17 protein-coding genes are annotated in these 17,127 nt (G+C 46.0%); 7 read left to right on the forward strand and 10 right to left on the reverse strand.

Annotation, left to right across the window (positions count from 1 at the left end; translation table 11 throughout):
* Positions 1 to 205: 205 nt before the first annotated feature.
* The 7 genes from WC647_16210 (at position 206) to rpsI (ending at position 5,283) form a co-directional block, all read left to right on the forward strand.
* Positions 206 to 523, forward strand: a complete 318-nt coding sequence (locus WC647_16210) for a hypothetical protein (protein MFA6223850.1) — start codon at positions 206 to 208, stop codon at positions 521 to 523.
* 67 nt (positions 524 to 590) lie between these two features.
* Complete coding sequence (locus WC647_16215; GenBank protein ID MFA6223851.1) at positions 591 to 1,364, forward strand: 4Fe-4S binding protein; 774 nt, start codon at positions 591 to 593, stop codon at positions 1,362 to 1,364.
* Between the two features lie 35 nt (positions 1,365 to 1,399).
* Positions 1,400 to 1,588 carry a CooT family nickel-binding protein gene (locus tag WC647_16220; protein MFA6223852.1) on the forward strand — a complete coding sequence of 63 codons (189 nt, stop codon included), beginning with the start codon at positions 1,400 to 1,402 and terminating at the stop codon, positions 1,586 to 1,588.
* A 146-nt stretch (positions 1,589 to 1,734) separates the two neighbouring features.
* Positions 1,735 to 2,253 carry an HNH endonuclease gene (locus WC647_16225; GenBank protein ID MFA6223853.1) on the forward strand — a complete coding sequence of 173 codons (519 nt, stop codon included), beginning with the start codon at positions 1,735 to 1,737 and terminating at the stop codon, positions 2,251 to 2,253.
* 475 nt (positions 2,254 to 2,728) lie between these two features.
* Complete coding sequence (locus WC647_16230) at positions 2,729 to 4,318, forward strand: glycosyltransferase family 39 protein (protein ID MFA6223854.1); 1,590 nt, start codon at positions 2,729 to 2,731, stop codon at positions 4,316 to 4,318.
* A 130-nt stretch (positions 4,319 to 4,448) separates the two neighbouring features.
* On the forward strand, positions 4,449 to 4,877 hold the full coding sequence (gene rplM / locus WC647_16235; protein MFA6223855.1) for a 50S ribosomal protein L13: 429 nt from the start codon (positions 4,449 to 4,451) through the stop codon (positions 4,875 to 4,877).
* 13 nt (positions 4,878 to 4,890) lie between these two features.
* Positions 4,891 to 5,283, forward strand: coding sequence for a 30S ribosomal protein S9 (rpsI, locus tag WC647_16240; protein MFA6223856.1), 393 nt, complete (start codon positions 4,891 to 4,893; stop codon positions 5,281 to 5,283).
* A 148-nt stretch (positions 5,284 to 5,431) separates the two neighbouring features.
* Here the strand turns inward: rpsI and WC647_16245 are convergent, their stop codons facing one another.
* The 10 genes from WC647_16245 to WC647_16290 form a co-directional block, all read right to left on the reverse strand.
* Positions 5,432 to 6,283, reverse strand: coding sequence for a 2-oxoacid:ferredoxin oxidoreductase subunit beta (locus WC647_16245; GenBank protein MFA6223857.1), 852 nt, complete (start codon positions 6,281 to 6,283; stop codon positions 5,432 to 5,434).
* Between the two features lie 19 nt (positions 6,284 to 6,302).
* Positions 6,303 to 8,009 carry a 2-oxoacid:acceptor oxidoreductase subunit alpha gene (locus tag WC647_16250; GenBank protein ID MFA6223858.1) on the reverse strand — a complete coding sequence of 569 codons (1,707 nt, stop codon included), beginning with the start codon at positions 8,007 to 8,009 and terminating at the stop codon, positions 6,303 to 6,305.
* Positions 8,010 to 8,373: 364 nt separating this feature from the next.
* Positions 8,374 to 8,796 carry a hypothetical protein gene (locus WC647_16255; protein MFA6223859.1) on the reverse strand — a complete coding sequence of 141 codons (423 nt, stop codon included), beginning with the start codon at positions 8,794 to 8,796 and terminating at the stop codon, positions 8,374 to 8,376.
* 432 nt (positions 8,797 to 9,228) lie between these two features.
* Positions 9,229 to 10,029 carry a thiamine pyrophosphate-dependent enzyme gene (locus WC647_16260; GenBank protein MFA6223860.1) on the reverse strand — a complete coding sequence of 267 codons (801 nt, stop codon included), beginning with the start codon at positions 10,027 to 10,029 and terminating at the stop codon, positions 9,229 to 9,231.
* On the reverse strand, positions 10,029 to 11,798 hold the full coding sequence (locus tag WC647_16265) for a 2-oxoacid:acceptor oxidoreductase subunit alpha (protein ID MFA6223861.1): 1,770 nt from the start codon (positions 11,796 to 11,798) through the stop codon (positions 10,029 to 10,031). Before WC647_16265 ends, WC647_16260 begins: the two co-directional genes overlap by 1 nt.
* A 1-nt stretch (position 11,799) precedes the next feature.
* Complete coding sequence (locus WC647_16270) at positions 11,800 to 12,816, reverse strand: FAD/NAD(P)-binding oxidoreductase (protein ID MFA6223862.1); 1,017 nt, start codon at positions 12,814 to 12,816, stop codon at positions 11,800 to 11,802.
* An 11-nt stretch (positions 12,817 to 12,827) separates the two neighbouring features.
* On the reverse strand, positions 12,828 to 14,612 hold the full coding sequence (locus WC647_16275; protein MFA6223863.1) for an FAD-dependent oxidoreductase: 1,785 nt from the start codon (positions 14,610 to 14,612) through the stop codon (positions 12,828 to 12,830).
* Positions 14,613 to 14,633: 21 nt separating this feature from the next.
* Positions 14,634 to 15,320, reverse strand: a complete 687-nt coding sequence (locus tag WC647_16280) for an ABC transporter ATP-binding protein (protein ID MFA6223864.1) — start codon at positions 15,318 to 15,320, stop codon at positions 14,634 to 14,636.
* Positions 15,321 to 15,395: 75 nt separating this feature from the next.
* Positions 15,396 to 15,758, reverse strand: coding sequence for a response regulator (locus tag WC647_16285; protein MFA6223865.1), 363 nt, complete (start codon positions 15,756 to 15,758; stop codon positions 15,396 to 15,398).
* 73 nt (positions 15,759 to 15,831) lie between these two features.
* Positions 15,832 to 17,043, reverse strand: coding sequence for a glycosyltransferase (locus tag WC647_16290; protein ID MFA6223866.1), 1,212 nt, complete (start codon positions 17,041 to 17,043; stop codon positions 15,832 to 15,834).
* Between the last annotated feature and the right edge of the window lie 84 nt (positions 17,044 to 17,127).

The raw sequence follows: 17,127 nt of genomic DNA on the forward strand, positions 1-17,127 counted from the left end.
AGGATACAGACCCTTAAAAAGTTGAGTCTTGGGTCTGTCGACCCGACGAAAAACCAAGGCTAGCCCTCCAACGGTCGTGAAAAAGCCGAGAATCACTCCCCGCCAAAATCGCGTGGTGGATTTTGGTATTTGCATCCTGTTGACACAGGTAGGAACGCGTGCTTAGTTATCTTTAGTCTAAAGAAGTTTGACGTAGGGAAAGCCCGTGATACGAAAAACGCTATTATTATGTCTCATAGTTATAAGCCTTTTCATGACGGTGTATGGGGGGTTTTTCCGGAAATTTTTAGTTTACGACAACCTGGAAAAATTCGACAAACTGAAAAACGTGGGCATCACAATAAAGATTCCGGGATATGAAAGCGCTTCTCAAGATTTTAAACCCGAATCCCAGTGGTTCACCGAACCTGAGGTAGTGAGGGCTATGACATTCGAAGGCATAAAACGCTACAAAGATGGAAAATTGATTTCAAGCTATCCTGACCTGCGCATGCTAAAAGGCCGTATTCCGTGTCCAACCTGAATCTGAACAGGAACGTCGTGGACGTTCAGCAGGCAGCTCAAAAAAACAAATTTCTGGAGAATTGTTCGTGGGAAAAATCAGGCTCAAAGTTCAACTAGCCTGTCTGGCTTTACTGAATCTTGGTGTATTTCAATGGCAAACAGTTTGTTTCCCCGTCCTTAACTGTCATTCCTGTCCGACCGCGATATTTGCCTGTCCGATAGGAATCATCGGCCAATTTGTGGGTCTGGGACTGATTCCCCTGAGTGTGGTAGGAATAGTGGCCCTCGCCGGTTTGACGGTTGGTCGATTATTCTGTGGCTGGGTGTGCCCGTTTGGCCTGGCTCAAGACCTTTTATACAAGATTCCTTATATAAAATTCGACATTCCTCGTTGGACACGTTTTATCAAGTACGGTGTATTCGCGGGCTTGGTCGTGGCTGTTCCCTTTTTTCTTACACCGGCTTTTCCGGCTTATTTCTGTAGGCTATGCCCTGTGGCGACCATTGAGTCCGCAATCCCGTGGGCGATTATCAACGGGACTACTGATGTGATTTCGCTGAGTGTTAGACTTGCGATATTGTTCGCCATAGTAGTTGCGGCAATGGGGCATCCCCGTTTCTTTTGCAAAACGCTGTGTCCTTTAGGCGCCATCCTTGCCCCGTTCAACCGCTTCGCCGCTGTGTTTCCCCAGCGGAACAAAGATTGCACAGATTGTGGTGTTTGTAACAAAGTGTGTCCCATGGAAACAACGCATGGCGTTTCCAAGCACGGGGTGTTTGAGGGAGCCCCTGAGGAATGCATATCCTGCCTGGAATGTGAGAAGAAGTGTCCTACAGACGCGATAAAGTTATGGGGATGATTATGGATAGACGCCCTGTATGGAGGTTATAAACAATGTGCGAGTCAAACGCTTACTTATTGCGCGATGGCAAAGAAGAGCTGGTTATGGAAAGTGTGGGTTCTTTAATTCCTGAATCTGGGAAGGTAACGCTGAGAAGTATATTCGGCGAAAAACTATCTGTTGAAGCCGAGTTACTGGAAATAGACCTGATTGGGCACAAGATCAGGCTGAAGTCCTCATGATTTGAGAAGCTTCAGATTCATATGCCAGACCTACACAAAAGAGGGCGGAGTTTGCTCTTGACACTCCTCGCCCCCAATTTGTAAAAGAGTACACGAAAAAATAAGAATATATTTACGGTTTCCGACCAATACGAGGCTTGCAAGAAATGTCATCCATGGAGGCGGTAGTCGTACTTAACGCGGGCTATGAGTTTATGGGGCTGGTCTCTTGGCGACGAGCCATGACATTAATGTTTAGTGGAAAGGTGGAAGTAATAAAAGAATCCGACAGTGTAGTCAGGACTGTTTCAAGGACTTTTCGGATTCCTGCCGTAATCAGGCTCCTCAAATTCATTCGACAGATGTATCGTAGAGAGGTCCCATTTTCCAGAAAAAATGTCCTGGTTCGGGATGTTTTCACCTGCCAGTATTGTGGTCATTATTTTGCTTCCAATGAGTTGACCGTAGATCATATTATTCCTAAAGTTCAAGGGGGAGAAAACCGCTGGAACAATGTAGTGGCTTGCTGCAGAATCTGCAATGTTAAGAAGGGTGGGAGGACCCCAAGACAAGCTGGAATGTCACTGGTCCGACAGCCATTTAAGCCTACAATAATGGAATTCCTCAACTTGTATTTGACGAAGAAATTCGGCGTCAATTTGAACGAATTACTAAGCATTCAATGACGAAGGCTGGAATTCGAGGGACAAAGAAGTGGTGACCAGAGAGGGAGAAAGGATTCAAAAGAACGCGGAAAAGGCCTAGCCCACTAATTCGGAAGCTGGGTAACAGGTATTTTTTTGTTGACAGACATTTTTCTTGTGATAAGAGAGAAGCGCTTCTTTTTCATTATAATTCCATCCCAGTGGAACACACGCGAACGGCCATTTAGATGCCGTTTTCGTGCTTTTAGAGGTCTCTCTTTATCAGCGGCTTCATAATCGTGTGGTTTCACCCAGAACCCGCATTTGTGTTAAACACCATTCAAAATTTGCTGTCAACATAATTCAGTGGATTTTTATATACTAATGATGTTTTTATCAGATTAAAAATGATCAACAGATAATAATAGGCTTTATGTATATTTCAATAATGCAATAGCTAAGGTTACTAATATGTTGATATCATATATCTAATTATATTTTAATATGGGACTCAAGATTGAAGTATCCTTATTTCAAATACTTTCCAGAATTAGTCGAAGCAGCGCGCGGTATAAGCTCGATCAAAAAAGAACTAGTCTTAGCTCTCCTTGTAGCAATTTGTTTCTTAACCATAATTAATAGCTCATGGAAAACTTCCCCCGACAGCGCATTGTACCTGGAACTCGGAGAATCTGTGGCGAAAGGGGCCGGTTACAAATTCAACGGGGAATGGCACACTTATGTTCCCCCTGGTTATCCCTTTCTGGTTTCTATAGCTGCAAAATTGTTCGGCCCCAGTTTCCTGGTTTACCGCGTGATGATGTCACTGCTTGGCATTGTAACGGGGTGTTTAGGATACATGTTGGTTTTAAGATTACTTGGGCCAGACTTGGCCTTGATCATAGGGGGCCTGTTCGCTGTTAGCAACACACTATTGGTTAATTCCACCTTTACTACATCAGACACGTTATTCACCTGTGTGGCTTTGCTAGCGCTCATTTGGGCCAGTAAGCAGGAAAGAGGCTTTCATTCCTGGGGATCGATGATGTTCGGATCTTTGCTTACAGGAATTCCAGCTCTTGTTAGAATCAATGGATGGGGATTGCCGGTTTCATCAGGTCTGTTTCTGTTTTCTCCGTGGACGGCGCAGACTTTCATGAAGAGAATCGGAGCAGTCATTGTTTTTGTCGTTATGGCTTTTCTTGTCCCATCATTGTGGTGCTTGCACAAGATGGGTTATCCTGTGTCCTATAACGAAGGAGCATACATTGACGCTGTTACGGGGCGGGGGATAGGCACTCAGTGCGCCGTAATTCTGGGGGCTGTCTGGGAATATATCCCTGAAACGGCTACTGCGCTGGCCGGGGTTACAATAAGGACCGGATTCCTGGAAATCATTATCGTCTTGTTAGCGCTTGTTGGATTCGTTTCTTCGTGGAGACGCGGAGAAAGACTGTTCACTTATCTGACGGCCGTGCAATACGGAGGATTAGCGCTAAGCTCGGCGGGGAGCAGATACCTTTTATTGTTAATTCCGGGTTTACTGCTTTTTTTATTTCAGGGAATTGTCATCATTTTCAGGCTTTTGAGTTCCAAGTTGGGGGACAAGCGCGCTGATTGGTTTGCGCCTAGGCGGGTTCTAGTCATTGTTTCTTGTGTACTGTTGGTCACAAATGTTGGACAAAATATTGTTACCATCGCTGGGGCACGATCGGCTGTAGAGTCAGGAGGAGCCGAATCAAACCGGGACAAGCCTTTTTTTGTGGCTGCGCGTTGGCTAAAGGCGAACTCGAACGGGCAGTCCATCCTGACCATGAATCCTAGGATTATTCGTTATTTGACTGGTTTACCTACAGTCGAGACGCTTCGGTCTGGGGCGCCCGAGGAAGTTGCGTGGCCAAACACGCGAAAACAGATCGTTGAGCTAATGAAAAAGGGTAAGCCAGGTTTCATTTTCCTCGACAACAAGAATCCAGCGCTGGAGAAATTAATTCTAGAATCGGCGGAATTGAACAATTATGTGGTTCATGTAATACCTGAAGCTTCATATGGAAACCGATACAGTTTGGGCCGCCTTACCTTGAGAAATGAAATTCTGGAGAAGTGAGAGATTGCTATTGGGTGAATTATGCTTCAGCCTGTGATAGACTCAACAATGACATCTTGGCGCTAAATCGCTTGACAAATTCATAACCCAATAGTACAAATCATTGTTTATAGTTACAGAGAGGTGTCACATGAAAACGTGGACCCCAAAAAAAGGGGAAGTTGAACGAAAATGGTTTGTAATTGACGCCAAGGACAAGGTCTTGGGGCGAGTCGCGGTAGAATGCGCCAGAATATTGCGTGGTAAGAATAAGCCCCAGTTTGCGACCCACATGGATAGCGGTGACTTCGTCATAATTGTCAATGCCGACAAGGTTAAACTTACGGGTAAGAAACTGACGCAAAAAACATATTATAGTCACAGCAATTATCCTGGTGGATTGAAGTCTATCAAAGCGGAAACATTGCTCAAACAGAAACCTGAGAAGATGTTTCGACTGGCTGTTAGAGGTATGCTCCCGAAGAATACCCTCGGTCGAGCGCAACTGGCGAAGCTTAAAATTTACGCTTCGGACACTCACCCCCATGAGGCTCAGCAGCCGCAAACCTACAACTTTTAGCATGGAGTCGTAGATGTCTCAAGAATCTTTTTATGCTACCGGAAAAAGAAAAAACGCAATAGCTAGAGTTCTATTGAAACCGGGTTCCGGTAAGCTTGTTGTAAATGAAAGGCCTGTAGAAAACTATTTTGGAAGACCCACTTCAAGAATGGTCATAATGCAGCCTTTTGAATTGACTCAAACAGCCGGTCGTTTTGATGTTACTGTCACTGTCTATGGAGGCGGATTGTCCGGTCAAGCCGGCGCAATAAAGCACGGAATCAGTAAGGCTCTTTTGGCGGTAGATTTGGCTTACAGGACCATGTTGAAGAGCGCAGGTTTCCTCACAAGGGATTCCAGAGTGAAAGAGCGAAAAAAATACGGCAAACGATCGGCCAGAGCGAGCTTCCAGTTTTCTAAACGTTAATTTCTTCAATTGGCGCCAGAGTTTCAAGCCGGGTTATAAAGGAGACAGGATCATCGTCCGTCTTCTTTATAATCTAGCGCCGAGTCATCCCCGTTGTTTGAATTCGTTCATAATTTCTGACATCATATCCGATGCCTTTACTGTAAGCCTAACGGTAAAGGTCAAGAATTCCGGAAACCTTGCGCATATCAACCTTGGTTTTGGCGGCAGGACCATTCATTACGAAAGGGAAATTTTCCTCATATACCGGCCTTTGATTACGATATAAAACCCCGACTGGAATCCGTTCCCCCCATTCCTCCGCTCTAATAAGCGCCTCTTGCCGATTGGAACTGTCGTAGTCATCCGGCAGGTTGTAACAGCGCTGATCGTACCATCCAAACGTATTGACCTTGTTGAAGGATACACAAGGTTGAAGAACATCCAAGAGAGAAAATCCTTTGTGTTTGATCGCTTCCTGAATGAGGCCGGCAAGATGGTCGATTCTTCCGGAGAACCCTCGCGCGACAAAACCGGCATTCATGGCCACTGCAATCTCGACTGGGTTAAACGGTTCAGAAAAAGCCCCTTTCGGTTGGTTCTTAGTCACAAAACCTGTTTCTGATGTTGGACTGGCTTGACCTTTTGTTAATCCGTAAACCTGGTTGTTGTGCACAACCATGGTAATGTTAGGGTTTCTACGGATTGCGGCCAGGAAATGGTTTCCACCTTCACCATAACTGCAACCATCGCCACTTTCTGCAATTACCGTCAGTTCAGGATTACAGATCTTGGCCCCAGTAGCCACTGGCAGTGATCGACCATGTAACCCGTTAAACACATTAGCGTTCAGGTAATGCGGAGCCTTGGCCGCCTGCCCGATTCCTGAAACAAACAGAACTTGGTGAGGCTCCAGTTTTAGGGCTACAAGCGCCTGTTTCATCGCTTTCAGGATGGAGTGATTTCCGCAGCCGGGGCACCAGGCAGTTTCATATTCGCCATATTCAGCTAGAGTTACCATCTTGTTTGATCCCTCACGTTCAGATTCGCGCAACAATGTATTCCGGCGTTATGGGCAAGCCATCATACCGAAGGATCGAGGCGCCAATTTCAATTCCAGTTTCTCTCCTTATGAGCCGAGCGAATTGCGCCGTGGCATTACTCTCGACAGCGATAGTTTTCTTTGCAGAGGTGATCTTCTTCACAAAAGTTTCCGGTACAAGAGGCCAGACCTGTGAGAAATGTAGTACACCAACTCTTGTCGCCTCTGTTTTCAGTTGCTCAGCAGCCTCAATCGTTGAGCCTCGAGACGATCCCCAACAAATAAACAGTAAATCAGGTTCTGAATCGCCAATGTAATCCGGAGGGACGCATTCAGACTTAATTCCCTGAAACTTTCTCAATCGTTTCTCAACCATTGAAATCCTTATTAAGAAATCTTCTGTCAGATGGCCGTCCTGAGTGTGTTCGTCACTATCAGCGACCACGAGTTCCTGAGAACTGCTTGCTCTAACGCAATTAGTGGTCATTCCGGGGAAACTCCTAGGTGAAACGCCTGATTCGGTTAGAAAATACGTCAGGTGGGGATCAGTCTCCGCACTGGAATTTGCGCATGGATCGATTGGGTTGACACTGGCGAGATCGAAACACTGAACCGAACGGTAGGAATCGGCGAGGAACTGGTCCGTCAGGATAAAAACCGGTGTGTTGTATCTGTTGGCCACCTCGAAGGCTGATCTTGTAAGGTGGAAAGCCTGTTCCACATTTCCAGGGGCAAAAATAGCCCGGGGGAATTCCCCGTGACCACCATGTAATACGAATTCTAGATCTGCCTGCTCTGTCCTTGTTGGTAAACCGGTTGACGGTCCAGGCCTTTGCGCTACCACGATTACCACGGGAGTTTCAGTCATTCCCGAAAGACTGACAGCCTCGGTCATTAAGGCGAATCCGCCTCCAGAAGTTGCCACCATGCTAGGCGCCCCCGAAAACGACGCTCCAATCGCCATGTTTATGGCGGATATCTCATCTTCGGCCTGCTCCAGAGCGATTTCAATCTCCGCTGAGTGTTCCGCAAGCGCAGTCGCTATTGATGTGGCTGGTGACATTGGATAGAAACAGAAGAATTTCATTCCAGCCGCAATTGCCCCTAGAGCAGTAGCTTCATTTCCATTTAGAGTGAGCCTGTCCTTTTGAAGATTGGGCGGCGCAAGCTTTGGAAAATCAACTCCTCGCCGCATGACCCAATCAAACCCTGCGGAACAGGAGACCATATTATGCTCCGTGGCGTCAGCCCCATGTTTATCGAAAAAACTTCTCAAAGTTTCGTTTGTCTCATTTTCCTTCAAGCCCAAAAGAGCGGAAACCATACCTAGGGCCACACTATTACTAAATTTATTATCGGCAAGTTTTGAGAACGGGGCCCTCAATATGCGGTCGTGATCTTTGCTGGAGATATTTTCATCAACGACAACCAGGCCACTTGGAGCAAGTTCACCCATGTGGATGTCAATTGATTTCTGGTCCAAGGCAATAAGAAGATCAACGGTCTCTATGGGAGCGATGATCTCCTGATCAGACACCCTCAAAGCATAAGAGTTGTGTCCACCCCTAATGCGAGATTGGTAGCTCTGTGTGACGACAAGGTAGTAGCCGGCCCTAACCAGAGCCTTGGTAAGGATTTGAGAAAGTGTTACCAATCCTTGGCCCGCCTCCCCTGCTACCAGAATGTTCCGAGATTTTTGTTTCATGAGAAGTCCTGCAAGAACAGCTTGAATGATGTTAACCTACTGAAATAGGCGCCGATCTTGTACACCAAAAAAACTAACCATTATATAGATGTGAGTCAAGTTAGATGGCCATGTTAACTCGTACGTAAAATTGCTGTGAAATTTACGGTCAAAAAAGGCCGGACAGTTAAATTCTGCCGGCCCATCAATGTTTCCAGTTGTGAAAAATGGCCCTCGTAAGGGCCCCAACATCAAAGCTTTCAGGAATTATAGCATTTAAATAGGATCACACAAAACATTGTCAAATGCTTATTTCACAAAGAGATAGACGGCGCTTTCCCGTATTCGTCCCGATTCCCCATCAGACTATCGTTCGGATCTCCCTCTAAAGCTTTTCTCCTCGCCTCACTTTGTCCAGGGTAGATTCGAGCAAGCTTCGGACCCTGTTTTTCTTATCATCAAATTCGTTCCGCCAGACATCAATTTTCTGAATTGCCTCCTGCTCCCAAGGCAGCCAATCCGATTCTGAACGTTTTCGTATGGATTTCTCCAGCTCCTTGGGAATAGGGGGATTGGATAATTCCTCATAATGGCCCTCAATTTTTCTCAAACACTTAAAAAGCTGTTTCATGTCCTTTTTGGTGATAGGTTTGTCAGGCTCCGCATCTCCGAACAATTCCTTTTTGATGGAATCGCTGTTTTCGCCTTTCAAATCTTGCAAGAGCTTCTTTAAGTATTTGTAATTCCCGTTAAAATCAGATACTTCGGTTAGGTTCTCAGCGAGGGCGCGGGACGAGCATTGAGGCATGTCTAACTCCTTTAACTTAACCCAAAAATCGAAAAATTTGTTATTTTAGAAATCCCGAGAAAAAGGAAATCAAATCATTTCCAACTGGGCCCAGCCAATGCGCACCTATTTAGAGCGCTCGACCGTAGTCCGGGAAGCGTTCAATCCCTCGTTGAGGGCTCCTATCACTCCATTCGCGCCTAGTCAAGAAATTATTGATCTCAACGTCAAAATATTTTTAGCTTATTCGATTTTATTTCGCGTCTATTATGATAGTTGGGGGCATGATTGGTTGCTCAAAGCGCGATTTAAGGACTGAACCGAGGGGCATCGCGCAAAAAACGCGAAATGATTAGGTTGAACTCTAAAATCATTGGGGAAATGACATCACATTGCTATTGATATAAATACATATTATATGAGTTAGATATGTTTAAAATATGAACCAATTAGTTAATTTTTTCTTCTGTAAATGATTCCCATACTAAAGTCGTCCTTCAAAACTTGATCAAACGCGACGTGAATATCCGTAGGATCATAGCCGGCAGGTAAAGGATGAACCCATTTCTTGAGATTTGTCCAGGTCTTGAAGGTTTTATCAAAGGTAACGCAACTAGTGTAAACGTGAAAAACTGAAAAGCCTGGGTTCTGTACCCCTTGAATGAGGGCGTCTGTAATGCCCTTAGGATCGCCTGCGAACAGACGCGCTACAAAAGAGGCCCCATAGGTCAGAGCCATAAGGGTTGCGTTCAAAGGTTGGTCCACCGTTCCATATGGACTGGCTTTGGTCTTGGAGCCTAAAGGCGAAGTGGGGGAGGGTTGTCCTTTGGTCAGCCCGTATATGGAATTATCAAAAAGAACATAATTTACGTCTATATTCCTTCTGGCGATATGTGGCAAATGCCCGCCTCCTATAGCTAAGCCATCTCCATCGCCTCCGATTGCGAAAACTGTCAGTCCTGGTTTCGCCAGCTTTATGCCGGTTGCGGCAGGGAGAGTTCTGCCATGAACAGTGTGGAGCCCATAAGTCTTTGAAAAGAAAGGATAGCGGCCTGCGCAGCCTATTCCGGAAACAGTCACGATCTCGTGTAGAGGCAAGCCCAAACTGGATATACAGTCGACTATACCCTGATGGATTCCGAAGTAGCCGCAACCTGGGCACCATGTAGGTAGAGCTTCAGACCGGGGGTAAAATCTTCCTGACTCTTCAATTCGACTCACCTGCGCAGCTAAAATCTTGGCTGGTGTTTTCATCAGGCTCCTACCTCCAGTAGCTCTTCAATCCTTTTTTGGATCGCAGATGGTGGAATTGGCGTCGCTGTGACCAAATTCAAGCGCTCCACCGGCTTTGAATTAAGGCGCTCTAACAGGTTGGCCAATTGACCCTCATAGTTCAGTTCCGGTATCAAAACGAATCCTGATTTAGCCATAAAAGCTTTAATGATGTCTGAATGATAAGGGAATATCGACGTAATCTTGAGGGCTCCGACCCTAAACCCGTTTTTTTTGGACTTTGCGACAGCCTCTAGTACTGAACCGAAAGTTGATCCCCAACCGATGACTCCGACATCCAATTGATCGCTTGAAAAAAATTCGGTAGGCTGTTGAAGATCTTCCAAAGCGTTTCGAATTTTTCGATGACGTTTTTCCGTCATTTTTGTATGGATTTCTGAAGAATAATCCGGAGATCCACTCTCGGTATGCTCCAGACCGGTCGCTGTATAATTATATCCTTGCATGCCCGGAATTGCCCTGGGAGAAATTCCGGATGAAGTGTCCTCATAACGAAGATAACGGTTTCCTGGAGACTCGTCCGGGAAAACATTCCAGCAAGCTCTAAGCTCGTCGGAAGCCCTCGGTGTATGCAAATTTTCGACCCTGTTATCGAGAAAAAAATCTGTCAAGACAATGACAGGTGTCTGGTATTTTTCAGCTAACTGGAAGGATTTTAGAACCATATAATAACATTCCTCCACGTTGGTTGGAGCGATAACGATTCTGGCGGAATCGCCAGGTCCGCCAAAAACAGCGGCGTGGAGGTCCGACTGTTCGGTTTTCGTTGGGAGCCCTGTGGCAGGGCCAGCTCGTTGAGCGTCAATTATGACCGCAGGGATTTCAGCCATCACTCCGTGGGTTATTAATTCAGTCATCAGAGCGAATCCCGGTCCACTGGTAGCCGTCATGGCTCGCTCGCCGGCGTAAAAGCTCCCAAGCACCGCTCCAATGGAGGAAATCTCGTCTTCCATCTGAACGACGCGTCCCCCTTTTTCAGGCAGCCATTTTGCAAGGTATTCCATGATTGGAGTAGCGGGCGTGATCGGATATCCGAAATACAGCTTCAAACCGGCTTCGATAGCCGCCATGCCTATTGCCTGATTTCCGGACATCATCACCTTGTCGGAATCGTATTGAGTCCCAGATTTAGCGAACCAATTTTTGAGCCTGTCATGGAATTTTTCAAGCGCATAATCATAACCCGCGTCAAAACTCTTGATGTTAATGTCTACAATTCGATCTCCCTTGGCCTTAAACTTTTTGAGAATTACTTGTCGGAAAAGACTTGGATCAATACCCGTGACCGCGGCGAATCCCCCAAGCGCCACGAGGTTTTTGCTCCGAGCGGCGCCACTGGCTACAGCCAAATCACCGAAGGGTAGTCCGAATACTTCAACGTTGTTGGAGAGTGTGGAAAGCAACGATTTTTCTTCCGACACGTACGAAGGGGGATTACTGTCAAAGAAAACAAGAGCGTGATCATCCAGAAATACGGCCCTCGATCTGGATTGCTCATCATTTAGAGAGATCAAAGCATGCGTCTGCTCTCCTAAAGCCACAATATCAGTTGACCCAATTCTGGATTTTGTTACGCAACGCCCGAAACCCCTAATTTCAGCCGGGTAAGAGTCAAAACCCAGAACCGAGAAACCTCCAAGAGACATTGCCTCATTGATCAGGCCACCAGCGGCGATAGTTCCATCTCCCGCCATACCGCAGACTTCAACCGTAAAGTCGACTTCGGACATCTTAGAACTCCGTCCACCAGGATGTGTTTACTTTGATGCCCCCGACGTCCAGAAGACTAGCGAGTTCAACCGCAACTTCCATTCGAGAGCCCAGCAAGTTGAGAGCCGCTGTCCCACCAAGGGACGCCGCATTCTCATAACCAATCGAGACCCAGTAATCCTTCAACACGGGATGATAAACCTGGGCGCAGTCCCCAGCCGCAAAAACGTCCGCAAACCTTGTTTTCAAATACTCATCAACCAGAACTCCGCGATCAATGTCTAGCCCGGTCTTAACCAGAAAACCCACATCTGGAACTAACCCAAAAAACGCGCCGATTACACCGGTTTGTAAGGCTTTTTTATCTGTCTCAACTTCCAGAAGATCCTCCCGCAATCTAGTCAATCGCCTTATTTTTCCACAGTGAACAATTTCTACCCCTCGTTTCTCAAGACAGTCCGTTAACTGGTTATATAGAGCTTCATCCAGAGGCGCAGGCCAGAAGGCGTCTTCGTTAAGTATGAACCGCACTCTTTTTCCCAATTTCAAAAGGGCGTTGGTAAAACTGAGTGAAGTCAAGTCACCACCAAAAATCAGAACGCTCTCTGCGCTTTCAAGTATCTGGATCCACTTTTTGGCTTCCTGAGGTGTTTTCAGAGTGAGCATAAGGTCTTCGAACAATTGGAATCGTTCAGGAATACGAGGTTTCCCTCCTGTAGCCACAATAAGTCCATCAAACGGAATCAATTCTTTGTATTCAAGCACAACATTACGTTTTGAGAAATCGACATTTACTGCCCGCTGACCAAGACGCAGGACGATGTCCCTGTCCTTGTAATAGGAATAGGGCCTGAAGTACAAATCATTTTCTTTAATTTCTCCGGCTATGAAATCAGGTAACAGATGGGGTAGGTAACTCCGAAACGGATCTTTGCTGAGCAGGGTGATTTTGCATTCAGGGGATTTTGCGCGAAGACTGTCGGCAGCGCTGTTTGCGGCCGGACCGTTTCCAATAATTACAAAACGCTGTACGCTCATACTTCTGACTCCTACACGAGAGGTCGTTCCAAAAGCTCAACCCGAGAAACGGAAATACAATCAACCGGGCAAACTCTCACGCACTCTCCACAACGGATGCACCTGGAGTTATCGATAACTATGGCGTTTACTTCAGACCATTTGGTTGTTTCGACTATATTTTTTACGGCTCCGACTTCATCCGTAGTGATTTGTTTTGCAAGCTTGATACAGTCCCGTGGCGCATTGTCTATGCAATATCTACAATAAATGCACTTTGACACATCGATTTCATAATGAAGGTAGCATAAATAGCATCGTTTAGATTCTTCATAAGCTTGTTTGGCGGAATAACCGGTTTCCACCTCTACAGTCCCGTCATCCTGTAAACGATCCTTCACTGGTAACAGTGTCGGTATTTCGGTTCTGGGAATGAAATCCCAAACTCGTTCCCTGTCAGTGATTTGCGCATCCTGAATTCTAACAGCCCATTCCTTGAATTTTTTTCCGGTCAGGTCTTCCGCGATTTTTTCCGAAGCTCTTCGTCCGTTTGCTATTGATTCAATTACGGTAGTTGGTCCTGTAAGGTAGTCGCCGGTAACGTACAGATTTGGTAATGAGGATTGAAACGTTTTACTATTGGCTAAAAGAACCCCTTTGTCAGTCTTTGCGCCAGGGCCGTTAAATGTCTCGGAAGCCTGTCCTATCGCTACTATGATTGAGTCCGCTTCCAGAATAAACTCGCTCCCGGGTATTGGTTCAACCTTCCGGCGTTCGCCTGGGGCTCTTTCTGAAGGTCGAGTTCTCAGGAACTCAATTCCCTGGACCTTTTCAGACCCAACTACACGTTTTGAGACGACCAGTGACCTTATCTTTATACCCTCCCTTTTAGCCTCCAGGATTTCATCACTTGTGACGCGAAGATCCTCTTCAAATCCGCGAATACAGATGGAAACATCTTTGGCTCCCGATCTGAGCGCAAGCCTGGAACAGTCAAAAGCTGTGAAACCCGCGCCGATCACAATAACTTTTTCTCCCACCGTCGTTTTCCGTCCCGAAGCGATATCCATCACGAATTCAAGACCAGGGTAAACCCCGTATAACTCCTCTCCAGGGACTTCCAGCTTGATCGGGCCGTAACAACCAGTAGCCACAAGAACAGCGTCAAAATCATTCAGGAGCGATTCAAACTTTATGTCTGTCCCTACTCTGACCGAAGTTTTTAGAGATACGCCTAATCGCAAAATGTTTCGGATTTCGTCGTTCAAGATATCCGGTGGTAGCCTGAAATCAGGGATTCCATACCTGAGCATTCCGCCAGGTTCTTCACAAGCTTCATAGACCAACACGTCGAACCCCATTATGGCCAGATCGTGGGCGGCCGCCATGCCTGCGGGACCGGACCCTACTATACATACTCTCTTGCCGATCGGAGCGAACCTGGGCGTCAGGTAAGCGTGACCGGCGGCCCTAAGATCTGACGCTGCCCTCTTTATGTGACAGATATTCACAGGCTGTCCTAATTCGGACTCCCCATGTCGGCATTTTAGTTCGCAAGGCCGCGAACAGATTCTGCCTAAAACGCCAGGAAATAAATTTACCATCCTGTTTATTTCATAAGACAATTCATACTTGCTCTCGTAGAGGGCGCGTATATAAGCGGGGATGTTTGTCAAGGCCGGGCAGGCCGATTGACAGGGAACATTGACACTCATGTACCTGAAATCGGCCGGATCGGTGGAATAAAGGGCGTTTGAACCCCTAGCCCCATTAGATAAGATAGGTGACACTTCAGGGGTGGCAAATCCATTTTCCATTACGAATCCCCTCTCTAACTTTTAGGTTCGAGTCAAATCTCCAGCGATTCTACCGTCACGGATGTGAATTACCCTATCAGTCAATTCGGCGACTTCTGGATCATGAGTTACCATGATAAAAGTGATTTTATGTTCTTGGTTAAGCTGTCTGAAAACGGAAATTATTTCGGCGCTCGTCTTGCTGTCCAGGTTACCGGTAGGTTCATCCGCTAAAATAATTTCAGGATCATTTACCAGCGCCCTCGCTATTGCTACCCTTTGCTGCTGTCCTCCTGACAGTTGAGTTGGCAAATGTTCCGCTCTGTCTCCCAGGCCAACCAATCGCAATGCTTGCAGAGCGCATTGGGTTCGCAACGATGATCCTGATCCACTATAAATTAAAGGCAATTCCACATTGCGCATTGCGCTGACCCGTGGGAGTAAATTAAAACCCTGAAAAACAAATCCTATTTTTCTATTCCGTAAATCCGCCTGTTGGTTTCTGTCGAGAGAGGACACGTTTTCTCCGTCAAGAAAATACCCTCCTCCAGTTGGGACATCCAGACAGCCAAGAATGTTCATCAATGTAGATTTTCCGGAACCGGATGGCCCCATGATAGACAAGAACTCGCCAGAATCTATGGATAAATTTATGTCATCTAATGCGACCAGCGAAACTGCTCCTGTTTGATATATCTTGGTCACATTTTGCATCAGAATAAGCGTCAAACTGAACTCCCGAGAGAAATCAACGGCTAATCGGCTGCAAATGCCATGAGATGAAGTGGTTTACCGACATACGGCTCACGGAATTCTACTCTCTAGCGCTAATCTTAATTTCTCTTTTAGCTCAGTCAAGTCCGAGCTTTTTACGACATAGTAATCAGCCGCTACACTCTTCAAATCAACTTTGAAACTGGAATATGCAGAATTCAGAATAACCGGTAGATTATAATGGCGTTTTCTCACCTGTTGCAACAGATCCAAACCGCTGAATTCTTTCATTTTAATGTCCATGATGACGCAGTCGGGATCCTCTTTTTCTATGACCTCTAATAGTCCGTTTCCATCAGGTAAGGTGATCACGTCGTATCCTTCATCCTGAAGTTCCATGGAATACAGCATTCTTATGCCTTCTTCATCGTCCACAATCAGAATCTTGGGCATTTATCAGGCTCCTTTACGGGAACAGAAACCATTCCTTTTTTTTGCAAGGCTTTAGTTGTAGTCAATTCAGCGTTTAACCCCATCGCTCAAGCAGGTAGGGCTTTGTTTTCTCAAATTGTAGACACTGATCCTCAATAAACTCTTCCACCTGTTGATTGTTCATGGCCTCAGTTTCAATCACAAAAGACAATGTCTTGCCATAATGTAGCGGAATCATGGATCTGATTAACTCTCCCCGGTCTATAGACGCTTGTCTGTATGCAATAGCAAAGTCGTAGATTAACTTGGCCCATAGCCCAGATGGAAATTCAAACCCCATAGCAGGGATGTCCATAACTTCCTCCAGCTTGTTGAGGTCCTCTACTTCCAGGACAGCGGAGTACAGCTCCCATTTCTGACGGGCCCCAGTAACAAATTTGTCCCATAGCTGATGTGTATCCACATTTACTGGAGGAGGAACTTCCATGTCACCAAGCCCAAAACCGAAAACAGCAGTGGGGCGGCTCCATCTGACGTCTTTCCAAAAAGAATCAAAATTGACCATCAGTTCAAACATCGTTCCGACAACATCTTCGAAAAGCATGCCCACCTGTGAGTCAATGTCCCTAAGTTTGTGTACTTTCGGTCTTCCCATGAATGATTGAATTATTGATCCATGCTTTTTTACAGCGTTTGTTGTCATCCAGACATCAATTCCAAAATGGGCTATAGCCTCATTCCAGATGTCACAATCGACAAAAGACCTAGCGACTCGTCCTGAAAACGCGACATCTCCTCCTATAGGCTGCCTAACACGACGGCCATACAGCGCCCTTGTCAGAGGATAGGCAATGCTGTTTGTAACAGTGACATCATATTTGTGGCGTATATACAAAGGCGCTACAAAATCATATTCGTCGAACAAAGGCTCTGCAAGGTTTCTAATCCACATGGGAGCGATGCTCTGAAGATCAGCGTCAATCACTAACACTGCTCTAGCTTGAAGTTCCAAGGCCTTTTGAAAAAGGTTTCTTAAATTGTTACCTTTTCCTGTAACGCCCTCTTCAGTGGAGATATAAATCTTGGGGGTTTCTGTAGCCGTACTCATAAATGATCGATGGGTATTGTCCGGGGAGTGGTTGTCGACATTTACAATTACCGCGGACTTTTCAGGATAATATTTTGTGAGACCACGATCCGCTTGCTGAGTCGGAAAGGATATTAAGTCGGCCTCATTTAGCGAAGGAATTCCTACGACGATTTCAGCGCTCCTAATTCCTTTGGGATTGTCTTCGACAAATCTCATATTAAAACCTTTTCCTTGAATTTTCGCTACTGGTGTTAGGTTAGCTGATTGTAACATAAAATGTCCCGGCATCAAATAATACGC

It is taken from the genome of Desulfomonilaceae bacterium, from assembly GCA_041662605.1.
GTDB lineage: Bacteria > Desulfobacterota > Desulfomonilia > Desulfomonilales > Desulfomonilaceae > CAJBEZ01.

Bases quoted from the DNA above. Each gene is read 5' to 3' on its own strand.
- WC647_16255 (MFA6223859.1), bottom strand. From the start codon at position 8,796: ATGCCTCAATGCTCGTCCCGCGCCCTCGCTGAGAACCTAACCGAAGTA.
- WC647_16285 (MFA6223865.1), bottom strand. From the start codon at position 15,758: ATGCCCAAGATTCTGATTGTGGACGATGAAGAAGGCATAAGAATGCTG.
- WC647_16290 (MFA6223866.1), bottom strand. From the start codon at position 17,043: ATGAGATTTGTCGAAGACAATCCCAAAGGAATTAGGAGCGCTGAAATC.
- WC647_16245 (MFA6223857.1), bottom strand. From the start codon at position 6,283: ATGGTAACTCTAGCTGAATATGGCGAATATGAAACTGCCTGGTGCCCC.
- WC647_16250 (MFA6223858.1), bottom strand. From the start codon at position 8,009: ATGAAACAAAAATCTCGGAACATTCTGGTAGCAGGGGAGGCGGGCCAA.
- rplM (MFA6223855.1), top strand. From the start codon at position 4,449: ATGAAAACGTGGACCCCAAAAAAAGGGGAAGTTGAACGAAAATGGTTT.
- WC647_16260 (MFA6223860.1), bottom strand. From the start codon at position 10,029: ATGAAAACACCAGCCAAGATTTTAGCTGCGCAGGTGAGTCGAATTGAA.
- WC647_16270 (MFA6223862.1), bottom strand. From the start codon at position 12,816: ATGAGCGTACAGCGTTTTGTAATTATTGGAAACGGTCCGGCCGCAAAC.
- WC647_16275 (MFA6223863.1), bottom strand. From the start codon at position 14,612: ATGGAAAATGGATTTGCCACCCCTGAAGTGTCACCTATCTTATCTAAT.
- WC647_16220 (MFA6223852.1), top strand. From the start codon at position 1,400: ATGTGCGAGTCAAACGCTTACTTATTGCGCGATGGCAAAGAAGAGCTG.
- WC647_16225 (MFA6223853.1), top strand. From the start codon at position 1,735: ATGTCATCCATGGAGGCGGTAGTCGTACTTAACGCGGGCTATGAGTTT.
- WC647_16265 (MFA6223861.1), bottom strand. From the start codon at position 11,798: ATGTCCGAAGTCGACTTTACGGTTGAAGTCTGCGGTATGGCGGGAGAT.
- rpsI (MFA6223856.1), top strand. From the start codon at position 4,891: ATGTCTCAAGAATCTTTTTATGCTACCGGAAAAAGAAAAAACGCAATA.